Consider the following 11,792-nt stretch of genomic DNA (forward strand, 5'->3'; position numbering starts at 1 on the left):
TTAGGGTATCGCCAACTCAAGAAGGCGATTTAATCAGGACCGCGCTCCTCAAGCCAGCATCAATTGCGCAGGCCGGTGGCGACGACCGAAATCTTGAAAGCGCCGTCCAGCGTCGGGTCGAAGGAAGCGCCCATCACAACATCGGTTTCTTCGCTCACCGCCTCGCGTACCAGCGTCATTGCCTCATCGATCTCATAGAGCGTCAGATCGTTGCCACCGGAAATGGAAACAAGAGCGCCCCGCGCTTCCTTCAGCGACGGTTCGCCGAGCAGCGGGTTGGCAATGGCTGCGGCAGCCGCTTCCGAGGCGCGCTTTTCACCCTTGGCCTGCGCCGTGCCCATCAGCGCCCGGCCGCCATTCTTCATGACATAGCGCACATCGGCAAAATCGAGATTGACCAGGCCTTCGCGCAGGATGAGATCTGTGATGCAGCGCACGCCAAGCGACAGAACCTTGTCGGCCGTCTTCAGCGCATTTTCGAAGGTCGTGCCGGCATCGGCAATGCGCAGCAGGTTCTGGTTGGGGATGACGATGACGGTATCTGCCGTGTTGAGCAGGTTGGCGAATCCATATTCGGCAGCCCGCATGCGGCGCGCGCCTTCGAAACTGAAGGGAAGCGTCACGACACCGACGGTGAGGATGTTCTTCGCCCGGCAGGCTTCGGCGATGACGGGGGCAGCGCCCGTGCCGGTGCCGCCGCCCATGCCGGCGGTGATGAAACACATGTCGTAGCCGCTCAGGTGATCCATGATCTCGTCAAGTGAATCGATCGCTGCCTGCCGGCCAACCTCGGGATCGGCGCCTGCGCCGAGCCCGCCGGTCAGTTCGGAGCTGAGCTGCACGAGCCGCGGCGCGTTGGTCTTCTTCAGCGCCTGCGCATCCGTATTGGCGGCGATGAAATCGACGCCACCGATGCCCTCGGCAATCATGTTGTTGATCGCGTTGCCGCCACCGCCACCGACGCCGATGACGGCGATATTGGGCGTGTTGCGGGCAATGGTGGCGCGCGGAGACTGGGTCATCGTCTTATTCTCTTTCTAAACTCATAGGGTCCTGCGCCGTTCTTTGACCGCGGCACGCGAATGATCGGCAAGGTCCCAGCGCTTCCTCCCCGAGCGGGAAAGAGGCTGTAACGCTTTGAATTTTCATGCAGGCCTATCGCCCCATAATGGCGAAAGACCGGCGTTCCAGGGGGCGAAAGATGCTCCACGGCGACGTTCTCCGACCCCTTCCCCGGATGAAAACCGAACCGAATCAACTGCTTCGCTTCCTAGAGGTGATAGCCGAAAAGGCGCGCCGTTTACACTCCATTCACTATGTTTATCTCACTTTGGAACGAGTTACGCCGACAAGTGTTTGCTTGCCGACCGCGCTGGAGCGGCGGGAGATAAAACGGAACCGGCCCTTCCCGCTCCAGGCATAGTTGACGCATCGAAGGCCCGAAAACCGCGCTGCACTTTTCGGTCCGGTGCTCTGAAGCACACAGAATGGAGACAGGCATATGTTGGCAGACGTCTTGCAGAACGAACCGGGTTTCCGCACGGAACAGCCGCGTGTGTTGATCGTGGAAGACGAATTCCTCATCGCCATGGATATAGAGGATTCCATTTTGCAGGCGGAAGAAGAGGCTGATGTCATCGGTATCGCCAACCGGCTGGAAGAGGCCGTGGCGCTTGGCAGCCGCGCCGATATCGCCTTCGTCGACGTCAATCTTGCCGACGGACAGACCGGCCCGGAGATCGGGCGGCGGCTTTCCGAAGACCATGGCGTGGTGGTGATCTTCATGACGGCGAACCCCGAAGTCGTCGTCAATCTCGGCATAGGCGCCGGCGTGATCGCCAAGCCCGTGCCGCAGGATGCCGTGGAGCAGTGCCTTGCTTATGCCCTTGCCAGACGCGCAGGCACCCATGCCGTAACGCCCATCGGCATGATGGCTTTCGACTGAGATAATCCTGAAAATAAAGGGAAGTTTCCGAAAACAAAAAAGCCTGCCGCGGGAGGAGGTGCGGCAGGCTTTTTGAAAAGATGAACAGCGATATGGGAGGAGGAAAACCGCTGTCCCCGAGGAAATCCTTTGGGAGGAGGAGTAGGATCGCCCGCATTACCGAAAGGATGTGGGAGGAGGTACATCCGTTTCGATGATTTGAAGATACCATTTTTCTGCGCGTTTGACAGGCACAAGGTTGCAGCGCAGATATGCGTTTTGTGCATGGCAATATTCATCGTCGAAAATTCCTGGCGATTGGTTCGCTTCAGTCGTCCTCAGGCGTGGAATGACATCGCTTTGCACATACTCAACGTCATCCTCGGGCTTGACCCGAGGATCCTGACCCGTGGAAAGCAATGGATCCTCGGGTCAAGCCCGAGGATGACGGAGGAGAGGCCTCCAAAACAAAAACGCCCGCAAAGCGGGCGTTTGGGCATTCAATAGCGGCAATATCGTTATGATTACTTACCGACGGCGGCGCGGGCGACGCTGGTGATCTGGCTGCGATCGATACCGAGATCGTGCAGTTCACGGCTGCTCATACGGCCGAGTTCGTTGATGGTCTGACGATATTTGCGCCAATTGTTGAAGCTGCGTGCTACGTTCATGACATTACCCTTTCTGAGGTTTAGGTGACGTCAGTAACGTTTTCGTCCCGGCGTCCTTTGATGTCCTCTATATGCGCTTTTCGGTGACGCATTAACAGGCAGAATAAGGCAATCCACCCATGCACTGCATGCACGGGTTCCCCATGACGGTTTGCGGCGAAAAAGAAACGTGACTGAAATTCAGACAGTTCACCGAGCGTGGGACCATCCCTGCCGCTCAGAACTTGTAGCGGACGCCGAAGACGTTGGCGTTTGTGGCGCCTTTCATATTGCCCAATGTTTTGCCACCGCCGGAACGGTGGTGAAGACGCCAGAAGAATTCCGTCGAGGAATCCTCGCTGAAGGACACGTTGATTTCCGGCCCCAGATAAAACAGGACATTGGCATTGCCGTCGTCCTTGATTTCCTGTTCGCGCTCGCGGCCCCGCTGCGCATCCGTGACAAGGCTGAGGCCGGCGGTAAAGCTTGGCGTGATGAACAGCCGCTCTCCGAGCCTGATCTGCTCGTAACGCGCAACCGAACCCACCCAGACTTCACCCGTAAAGCCCTTGCCAAATCTGGCAGCGGCGCCGATTTCGCCGCCGAGTTTCACGTTGCCGATATGGTAGGGATAAAACTGGTAGCCGCCGCCCAGAATGGCGTTGCGCTCATATTCCACCGGAAAGAGGGCTGCACTTTTCAGCATGTCTTCTTTCGTCATGGCGCCGCCAAAACCGAATATCGCTTCGCTCGTCTCCGACGTCATATCTTCCGACGCGAGGGATGGTGTTGCCGCCAGAGCGATCATGGCTGCCAGTGAAAGACGTGCTGCAATATTCATTTTGCTACTCCTGAACAAAGCCCGCTTACCCAGCCGTCCTCATAGGCATATTCACGGAAGGCGAACATACCGTTACCGAACACAATTAATTCAACTTGCGTGGAAATGGGCAGAACAAGCGGAAAATCCGGCTGTCGTCAGCGCAGGAACCGCCTGAAACGGCGAAGCGCAAAAACGAAGAGCGCGGAGCCGATGGCCAGCAGCGCCAGCAATTGCGGCCAGACCACATCCAGCCCCGCCCCTCTGAAAAGCACCGATTGCGCCAGAATGACAAAATGGGTGTTTGGCGCAAGAAGCATGATGTACTGGATGATATCAGGCATGCTTTCACGCGGCGTCATGGCGCCCGAGAGCACCTGCAGCGGCAGCAGGAACAGGATCAGCAACATGCCGAATTGCGGCATGGAACCGGCGACGGTCGCGAGGAATATGCCCATTGAGGTCATGGCGAAGAGTTGCAATGCCGTTCCGAGCAGGAAAAGCGAAAGCGAGCCTTCGATCGGAATGGCGAGCAGCCCCCTGACGACCACGAACAGGGAAAATGCCGAGGCCACCAGCACGACGAGGCCCATGGACCAGACCTTGCTGAGCATGATTTCCAGCGGCGTGACCGGCATGACCAGCAGATGCTCGACCGTGCCGTGCTCCCGCTCGCGAATGAGCGCCGCCCCCGTCAGCACGATCGACAGCATGGTGATGGCGGTGATGATATTGTTGATCGAGCCGAACCAGGACTTGTCCAGCTCCGGGTTGAAACGGGAGCGCAGGGTGAGGTCCACCGGCACCGCAGTCGCACCGCGATAACGGTTGACATATTCCTGAACTTCGCTGGTCACGATGCTCTGCACATAACCGCCGCCGCTGAAGGCCTGGCTCATGCGGGTGGCGTCGATATTGAGCTGGATGGCCGGCTGCTGACCCGCCATCAGCCGGCGCTGGAAATCCGGAGGGATGTTGAGCGCGAAAGTATCGAGCCCGGCATCCATGCGCTTGTCCATTTCCGCGATGGAAATCTGCTTCGGCGGTGCGAAATAGGGTGGATAAAACGCCGTACTGATGCGGCCGGAAAGCGGTGACTGATCCTCATCGACAATGGCGATGGCGGCATTGTTCAGCGTTTCCGGCAGCGCGCTGGAGCCGGTGTAGATCTGCAGCGTGAAGGCATAGACAATCAGGAGCAGCAGCATGCCGTCACGCGCAAGGCCACGCAGTTCCTTGATGCCGAGCTGGAAGATGTTGGACGAAAACAGCCTCATGACGCCTGTTTCCTCAAAAGTGCGGCACCGGCACTAAGCAGCAGCGGAATGGCTATGATGAGCGGCAGGAACGAGCCGGAAAGCCCGGCGAAATCAAGCCCCTTCGAAAAGGTCCCGCGCGAAATGGTCATGAAATAGGTGGCCGGATAGATGTTACCGATAAAGGCGCCGGCGCCCTGCAGCGAGGAGACGGGATCGATCATGCCCGAATATTGCGTGGCCGGAATGAGCGTCAGCAGGGCCGTGCCGAAAATCGCTGCGATCTGGCTCTTCATGAAGGATGACATGAGAAGGCCAATGGAGGTGGCGATGATGACGTAGAGCAGCGCTCCCGCCGCATAGGCGAGATAACTTCCGGTGAAAGGCACCTGGAAGACGAAGACCGCAAATGCCGTCAGAAGCAGGAAATTGAGCATGCCGAGGGCGACATAGGGAAGCTGCTTGCCGATCAGGAATTCCAGCCGCGTGGTCGGCGTCACATAGAGATTGACGATGGAGCCAAGCTCCTTTTCCCTGACGACGCTGAGCGCCGCCAGCATGGCGGGAATAAGCATGAGCAGCAGCGGAATGACCGCCGGCACCATGGCGACGAGGCTTTTGACATCAGGATTGTAACGATAGCGCGTCTCGATGCTGAAGCTGTTCTGCGTGGCGGCGCTGCCGTAAATCTCGGCGGCCTTCCGCGCAAGCCATGTCTGGTGCATACCCTGCACGTAACCGCGCACCGTCTCGGCGCGCTGCGGCATGGCGCCGTCGATCCAGGCGCCCACCTCCACCGTCTTGCCGCGCAAGACATCCCGGCCAAAGCCGGGGGGAATTTCAATGGCAAGGCTGAGTTCCCCATCACGCATGCGCCGATCCATATCGGCATAGTCGCGGATCGGTTCCTTTTCGATGAAATAACGGGAGCCGGCAATATCGAGCACGTAGTCACGGCTGATGGTGGAATCGTCGCGGTCCAGCACCGCAAAGGTCAGGTCCTCGACATCGAGATTGATGCCGTATCCGATGACAAACATCAGGATAACGCTGCCGAGCACCGCCAGCGTTCCGCGAATGGGATCACGCTGCAATTCCAGCGCCTCACGGCGGGTATAGCTGAACATGCGCCTGAAATCGAAAAACCTCTTGCGGACGGGGGCGGCATGTTGTGTCGTGGGCACCTCAGCTGCCGGAGCGGACGGTGCAACGGGTTTCACTTTTTTCACACCCGAGGCATCCTCGAGATAGGCGACGAAAGCCTCTTCAAGCGTTGCGGCATTGCGGCTTTTGGTAATCGCATCAGGCGTATCGCTGATCAGCACCTTGCCGGCATGCATCAGCGAAATACGGTCGCAGCGCTCCGCCTCGTTCATGAAATGGGTGGAGATGAAGATGGTGACATTGTCGTTGCGCGAGAGATCGGCAAGGATTTGCCAGAACCCGTCGCGCGCCACCGGGTCGACACCGGAGGTCGGCTCATCGAGGATGAGAATGTCAGGCGAATGGATCATCGCCACCGCCAGCGACAGCCTCTGCCGGATGCCGAGCGGCAGGTCGTCCGGCAGGGTTTCCATGACCGCGCCGAGATCGAATCGCTCCGCCATTTCGGCGATACGCGGCTGAATGGTGTCTTCCGGCAGCTTGAACAGGCGGGCGTGAAGATCGAGGTTCTGCCGCACCGTCAGTTCTGAATAAAGCGAGAAGGCCTGGCTCATGTAACCGACGCGGTGGCGGATCGCCATGTCGCTCGCATCCACCTTGTGCCCGAAGAGCTTGGCCTCGCCTTCGCTGGCCGCCAGAAGCCCGGTCAGCATCTTCATGGTGGTGGATTTTCCGCAGCCGTTCGAACCGAGAAAGCCGAAAATCTCGCCGCGCGGAATCTTGAAGCTGACATTGTCGACGGCGGTGAAATCACCGAAGCGCATGCTGAGATGCGACGCCTCGATGGCGTAATCGCCCTCACCCGTCACCTTGCGCGGCGCGATATGGACCTCGTGGTAACCCTTGCGCTTTTCTTCGGGAAGAAGCGCGATGAAGGCTGCATCGAGATTGGGTGCCGACGTGCGCTCGAGAAGTTCGGCGGGCGAACCGGTAGCCAGTATTTTGCCGCCATCCATGGCGACCAGCCAGTCGAAACCGGCGGCCTCTTCCATATAGGCCGTGGCGACGATGACGCTCATGCCCGGACGCCCGGCCCGGATGGAATCGATCAATTCCCAGAACTGCCGGCGCGACAGCGGGTCAACGCCTGTGGTCGGCTCATCGAGGATAAGCAGGTCCGGATCGTGGATCAGCGCGCAGCAGAGCCCGAGTTTCTGCTTCATGCCGCCGGAAAGCTTCATCGCGGGGCGATCGGCGAATGGTTCGAGGCCGGTGCTCTTCAGCAATTCGGCAATGCGCGCCTGCCGCTCCCTGCTGCCCTGTCCGAACAGCCTGCCGAAAAAGTCGATATTCTCGAAGACGGACAGGGTGGGGTAAAGGTTCTTGCCAAGACCCTGCGGCATATAGGCGATACGCGGGCAGGTATCCTCACGGTGGCGCGGATCGGACATGTCGCCACCCAGAACCTCCACCTTGCCCTTCTGGATGGCCCGCGCGCCGGAGACGAGCGACAACAGGCTCGACTTGCCGACGCCGTCAGGCCCGATGAGCCCTACCATCCTCCCTGCGGGAATCTCGACCGATATATCGGCCAGCGCAATAGTGCTTCCGAAGGTCAGCCGCACATCGGTCAATCGCGCGACCGGTGCGTTCCTGTCATTCGTTGCGGGAGGCGCGACCATGGTGGCCACCGTCACTTGACGAGATTGCGTTCGAGGTTTTCCGGCCAGGCGGCCTGCGGATCAAGCCGTACATAGGCCATGCCGGGCAGTCCGGTTTTGACATACTGGATATATTTCTGCAGCAGTTCCTGCGGAATTTGCGCCCGCACCCGGAAGGTGAGCTTCTGGCGTTCCTCTTCGGTTTCAACCGTCTTCGGCGTGAACTGCGCGACATCGGCCACAAAGGAAACTTTCGCCGGGATGGTGTATTGCGGTGCCGCATCCAGTATCAGGCGCACATCGGAGCCCATGGACGTGCGGCCAGCCTCTGCCGTCGGCAGGAAGAAGGTCATGTAGACGTCTCCGAGATCGACGAGGTTGAGAACCCGTCCACCGGCGGACAGCACTTCTCCGGGCTGGGCGATCCTATATTGCACGCGGCCGTCGCGGGGCGATTTCAGCGTCGCATCGGCTATGTCAGTCTCAATGCTTTCAATATCGGCCTGCGCCGCATCGACAGCCGCCTCGGCATCAACGATCTGCGCTTTGGCCGCGTTGATTGCCGCATCGGAGGCGGCAAGCGAGGCCTCGGCGGAAGCGAGTGTGGCGCGGGCGGACAGCTCGGCGGCTTCACCGTCGTCGACGATCTGCTGCGAAACGGCATTGCCCGTCAGCAGCTGCTTCGAGCGCGCATAGGTCTTGGAGGCGGAATCAAGCTGGGCCTTGCGCTGTTCCACGATCGCCAGCGCCGAGGTCTTCTCCGCCTCCCGCTGTGCGACAAGGCTGTTGGCCGTATCGATTGCTATTTTCGCACGGCGAAACTGTGCTTCCGCCTGACGCTTCCGCGCTTCCAGCTGGGCGGTGTCCATCTGCGCCAGCACCTGTCCGGCCTTCACGAAATCGCCTTCGCGCACCATGATGTCCTGAAGGCGACCGGCGGTCTTGGTGGAAATGTCGATCTCGACCGCCTCGATCCGACCGTTGCTGGACGCGAAACCGGAAGGCAGCCCCTCCCCCTTCAGCTTCGACCAGGCAAAGTAAGCGGCAACGGCAACAGCCAGAACCACCAGACCAATGAGCAAGCCTTTTTTAGACATCCGTCTTCCCCATGAACCCTTCAGGTTTCAACCGTAATACGTAAAAACCGAAGAAGCCAGCCACCATCGCGTTTAGAATTCGCACCCGACATTTCTCCTGTTTGAGGGAGTGGTCCGGTTTAAGGGCTGTTTACGTGAGGGTGCGCTCTGCGGCTTTGACACAAGTCAAGTGCGCGGTAAGCATTCGCCGAGGACCGCAGTGTCAGGTTTTTTTGTGCGATCTGCGCTTCCATTTTGCGGCCAGAGCCTCGACGTTTTTGCTGAGATTTCTGGCATCGACCTGGCCGGGGTCGTAGTCTGAACTTCCCCACCGTTCGAGCAGTTCTTGATGTCGCTCATGGTTGACGTCGGCAATGGCCTCACGGAACTCTTCATAGCCCCAAGGGCCGCCAACATCCTCTGGCGGGCACCTTCCGATAGCCTCGAGGAGGAAAGGATCATCAAAGCCGGGGGTAGCCGGAAAGGTCTTTTCGATTTTCACTGTGTGGGTCCAGCCGTCGCCGAAGTCATAGAGATACTTGAATGACTTCGCGCCGATATCTTCGATGGCGGCAAGAAGCGTTTCCTTGCGCGCATCGATGGGGTCATCAAAGCCGCCATCAGGCACGCCGAATCCGATGTCACGGATTCTGAACTCATAAAGATGACTGTTGGTCCAGCCGAAAGCCTCCTGGAGAACATCATGAAGCCGGTCGAGCCGAATGCGGAACGGTACGACAACGCGCCGCATCACCAAGGGATCAACGTCATCGAGCGTAATCTTCAAGCGGACGAGAGGATCTGCCATCAGGCTGCCTGCCTCAGTGGTGATGTCGTGGTTTTCCGCCAATTCCAAGGGAGAAGCTCATCGAGCCGGCTGGCTGGATGGTCGGCGATGCGGGCGAGAACATCAGCAAGCCAGGCCTGTGGGTCAATGCGGTTCATTTTCGCGGTGACGATCAGGCTGTACATGGCTGCCGCCCGCTGTCCCCCTCGATCGGAACCGGCAAATAGCCAGGCTTTTCGTCCAAGGGCCACACCACGCAAAGATCGCTCCGCGCAATTGTTCGACAGGCAGATCCGGCCGTCGTCGAGGAAGCGGGTGAAGGATTCCCAGCGGTTCAGCATATAGTCAAATGCCTTTGCCAGGTCGTTGTCGCGCGGCAACCTGGCGCGGTGTTCGCGTATCCATATTTCCATGTCGTCGATCAACGGCTTTGATAATTGCTGGCGGATTGCTTTTCTCTCATCGGCAGCGCGGCCATTGATCTGGCGTTCGATCTCGAACAGCGCGTCGATCCGCTGCACCATGTTCAAGGCGACCGGCGAGATGACGGCGGCACTTTTACCCTGCGCTTTTCGGCGCGCATTGGCCTCCAGATCGGCTTGCGCAAAGAATGGCCGCCTGGCATGCGCCCAACACGCCGCTTCATAAATCGGGCCCGGACTTCGATCAGGAAGATAGAGCTGGCCATAGCCCGTATAGGCGTCCGCCTGAAGGATACCGCTATAATTGGACAGATGCGCCTGTGGATGCTCGCCTGCCCGGTCCCGGGAATAATAGAACACCACCGACGGTGGGGCCGTTCCGCCGAACGGAGCATCGTCCTTGACGTAACTCCATATCCGGCCGGTTGCGGTCTTGCCGAGAGAAAGAACCGGCACGGTCGTGTCATCACCGTGGATCCGTTCAGACGCGAACGTATGGCTTTCAATCCGTCGCACCAGCGGGTCAAGGACCTGACAGCATGTGCCAATCGCGTCTGCTGCAGTCGACAGGCTGATCGGCACACCTTCCAGGGCAAAACGTTCGATCTGGCGATTGAGGGGAATGTGCTGGCCGAACTTGTCGCAGAGCATCATCGCCAAAAGGCTCGGCCCCGCCCACCCTCTCGGGATGACATGGAAGGGTGCAGGTGCCTGGCTGATCTTCTCGCAGTCACGGCAGGTGAACTTTTCCCGCACCGTCTGAATGACCTTCCAGCTCCGCGGTACGCTCTCCATCGTTTCGGTGATGTCTTCGCCGAGCTTGCGAAGCCGTTCACCGCCACAGCAACTGCAGGCAACCGGACCAGGCACCACGACACGCTCACGCGGCAGATGTTCCGGGAATGGCTTCTTGACCGGCCGCTTGCGCGTAAAGCCGGTGACCGCAATCGCAGATGCTGCAGCAACGGCCATTTCGGCGGCAAGCTCATCTTCGGTCGCCGTCGCTTCGGCGTCCTCAAGCATCAACTCCATCTGCGCAATCAGCCTTGCCGTCCGTTCCGACTTCTGACCGCGAAGCTCCCGTTGCAGCTTTTCGATATAGACTTTCTGGCGAAGAATGATGGCCTGATCGTCGGCCTCCCTGGCCTTGGCAACAGCCAATTCGGCCAAAGCAGCAGCACGCTCGGCCCGCGCTGTCGCCAGCTCTGCCTTGAGGGCAGCGGCATGATCACAGTGATTTTCGAAGCCGGGTTCCATGCTCGAAGTGAATCACAAAACCCCTGATTTGCATAGCTTTCCTTGATGCCAATGGCGGCAAATCCCGGCCAAAAATCGCTATCCAGCGCTCGTCGGACGCCATGTCTGCTGCGGGTTTCGCCAGTCAACTCCCTCAAGCAAATAGGACATCTGGCCAGCCGTCAGCGCAATCGCTCCGCCCTCAGTCACCGGCCAAATAAAACGGCCGCGCTCGAGCCGCTTTGCGTATAGCGAAAGCCCAATTCCGTCATGCCAAAGAGCCTTGATCAGCCGGCCGCTTTTCCCGCGGAAGACAAAAACGTCACCCTTGAACGGATCACGACCAAGACCTTCCTGCACGATCAGAGCAAGGCCCTGCATCCCCTTGCGCATATCGCAATGGCCGCTCGCAATCCAAACCCGCACGCTCGAACTGATCGGGATCATTTGAGCGCACGCATGACTGCCGCGGCAAGATCATAAGGTGCCGCGGAAGCAATCCTCACCTTCGTGCCGTTCGCAAAGTCCACAACGATGGTCGCCGCGCCACCATCGCTGCAGCCAGGGACGTCCAAGACAGTCGCCGGCACGAAAGCAGGTCCATCTTTCACCGACAGCGCTTGGCGGCGCCAAGTGTAGATCAGACCCGTCGAAACATCAAAGCGGCGCGCCACCTCCGTGACATTTGCCCCCGGCGCAAATGCCGCCTCCAGAATTTCCAGCCGTTGGTCCGGTGACCAACGACGACGCCGTTCTTGACCCGTCAGCAAAATGGCCTGTGACCTGCCACTGCGAATTTCCTCCAGATTGGATTAGAGTCCGGCCCATTAAAGGACGGACGAATGAAGAAGCAGAG

11 protein-coding genes are annotated in these 11,792 nt (G+C 59.1%); 1 reads left to right on the forward strand and 10 read right to left on the reverse strand.

Going from position 1 to position 11,792, the window contains the following annotated elements; all coding sequences use genetic code 11:
- Nucleotides 1–59: 59 nt before the first annotated feature.
- Nucleotides 60–1,022, reverse strand: coding sequence for a cell division protein FtsZ (gene ftsZ, locus V6R85_RS18890; protein WP_336377120.1), 963 nt, complete (start codon nucleotides 1,020–1,022; stop codon nucleotides 60–62).
- Between the two features lie 479 nt (nucleotides 1,023–1,501).
- Here ftsZ and V6R85_RS18895 point away from each other — a divergent pair, with 479 nt between their 5' ends.
- Nucleotides 1,502–1,945 carry a response regulator gene (locus V6R85_RS18895; RefSeq protein WP_003505649.1) on the forward strand — a complete coding sequence of 148 codons (444 nt, stop codon included), beginning with the start codon at nucleotides 1,502–1,504 and terminating at the stop codon, nucleotides 1,943–1,945.
- A 503-nt stretch (nucleotides 1,946–2,448) separates the two neighbouring features.
- Here the strand turns inward: V6R85_RS18895 and V6R85_RS18900 are convergent.
- From V6R85_RS18900 to tnpA, 9 genes are all read right to left on the reverse strand, one after another.
- Complete coding sequence (locus V6R85_RS18900; RefSeq protein WP_003505647.1) at nucleotides 2,449–2,595, reverse strand: DUF1127 domain-containing protein; 147 nt, start codon at nucleotides 2,593–2,595, stop codon at nucleotides 2,449–2,451.
- 217 nt (nucleotides 2,596–2,812) lie between these two features.
- Nucleotides 2,813–3,415 carry a hypothetical protein gene (locus V6R85_RS18905; RefSeq protein ID WP_162686251.1) on the reverse strand — a complete coding sequence of 201 codons (603 nt, stop codon included), beginning with the start codon at nucleotides 3,413–3,415 and terminating at the stop codon, nucleotides 2,813–2,815.
- 137 nt (nucleotides 3,416–3,552) lie between these two features.
- A complete protein-coding gene (locus V6R85_RS18910; RefSeq protein WP_020810891.1) occupies nucleotides 3,553–4,671 on the reverse strand; it encodes an ABC transporter permease in 1,119 nt (372 codons plus the stop codon).
- On the reverse strand, nucleotides 4,668–7,436 hold the full coding sequence (rbbA, locus tag V6R85_RS18915; protein ID WP_031234011.1) for a ribosome-associated ATPase/putative transporter RbbA: 2,769 nt from the start codon (nucleotides 7,434–7,436) through the stop codon (nucleotides 4,668–4,670). Before rbbA ends, V6R85_RS18910 begins: the two co-directional genes overlap by 4 nt.
- A gap of 11 nt (nucleotides 7,437–7,447) precedes the next feature.
- Nucleotides 7,448–8,512: an HlyD family secretion protein gene (locus tag V6R85_RS18920; protein WP_336377121.1), complete on the reverse strand. Its 1,065-nt coding sequence runs from the start codon at nucleotides 8,510–8,512 to the stop codon at nucleotides 7,448–7,450.
- A gap of 202 nt (nucleotides 8,513–8,714) precedes the next feature.
- Entirely contained in the window at nucleotides 8,715–9,299 is a 585-nt protein-coding gene (locus V6R85_RS18925; RefSeq protein WP_336377124.1) for a plasmid pRiA4b ORF-3 family protein, read from the reverse strand.
- Nucleotides 9,299–10,957: an IS66 family transposase gene (gene tnpC / locus V6R85_RS18930; RefSeq protein ID WP_336377122.1), complete on the reverse strand. Its 1,659-nt coding sequence runs from the start codon at nucleotides 10,955–10,957 to the stop codon at nucleotides 9,299–9,301. Before tnpC ends, V6R85_RS18925 begins: the two co-directional genes overlap by 1 nt.
- Before the next feature lie 78 nt (nucleotides 10,958–11,035).
- Nucleotides 11,036–11,383: an IS66 family insertion sequence element accessory protein TnpB gene (tnpB, locus tag V6R85_RS18935; protein WP_220317811.1), complete on the reverse strand. Its 348-nt coding sequence runs from the start codon at nucleotides 11,381–11,383 to the stop codon at nucleotides 11,036–11,038.
- The gene (tnpA, locus tag V6R85_RS18940) at nucleotides 11,380–11,706 is read right to left on the reverse strand and encodes an IS66-like element accessory protein TnpA (protein WP_336377123.1); all 327 of its coding nucleotides are present in this window, start codon (nucleotides 11,704–11,706) and stop codon (nucleotides 11,380–11,382) included. Before tnpA ends, tnpB begins: the two co-directional genes overlap by 4 nt.
- Between the last annotated feature and the right edge of the window lie 86 nt (nucleotides 11,707–11,792).

This window comes from Agrobacterium sp. CCNWLW32, from assembly GCF_037083425.1.
Lineage (GTDB): Bacteria > Pseudomonadota > Alphaproteobacteria > Rhizobiales > Rhizobiaceae > Agrobacterium > Agrobacterium radiobacter.

Coding starts and splice junctions, on each gene's coding strand:
- V6R85_RS18900 (WP_003505647.1), bottom strand. CDS start 2,595: ATGAACGTAGCACGCAGCTTCAACAATTGGCGCAAATATCGTCAGACC.
- V6R85_RS18910 (WP_020810891.1), bottom strand. CDS start 4,671: ATGAGGCTGTTTTCGTCCAACATCTTCCAGCTCGGCATCAAGGAACTG.
- tnpB (WP_220317811.1), bottom strand. CDS start 11,383: ATGATCCCGATCAGTTCGAGCGTGCGGGTTTGGATTGCGAGCGGCCAT.
- V6R85_RS18920 (WP_336377121.1), bottom strand. CDS start 8,512: ATGTCTAAAAAAGGCTTGCTCATTGGTCTGGTGGTTCTGGCTGTTGCC.
- rbbA (WP_031234011.1), bottom strand. CDS start 7,436: ATGGTCGCGCCTCCCGCAACGAATGACAGGAACGCACCGGTCGCGCGA.
- ftsZ (WP_336377120.1), bottom strand. CDS start 1,022: ATGACCCAGTCTCCGCGCGCCACCATTGCCCGCAACACGCCCAATATC.
- V6R85_RS18905 (WP_162686251.1), bottom strand. CDS start 3,415: ATGAATATTGCAGCACGTCTTTCACTGGCAGCCATGATCGCTCTGGCG.
- V6R85_RS18895 (WP_003505649.1), top strand. CDS start 1,502: ATGTTGGCAGACGTCTTGCAGAACGAACCGGGTTTCCGCACGGAACAG.
- V6R85_RS18925 (WP_336377124.1), bottom strand. CDS start 9,299: ATGGCAGATCCTCTCGTCCGCTTGAAGATTACGCTCGATGACGTTGAT.
- tnpC (WP_336377122.1), bottom strand. CDS start 10,957: ATGGAACCCGGCTTCGAAAATCACTGTGATCATGCCGCTGCCCTCAAG.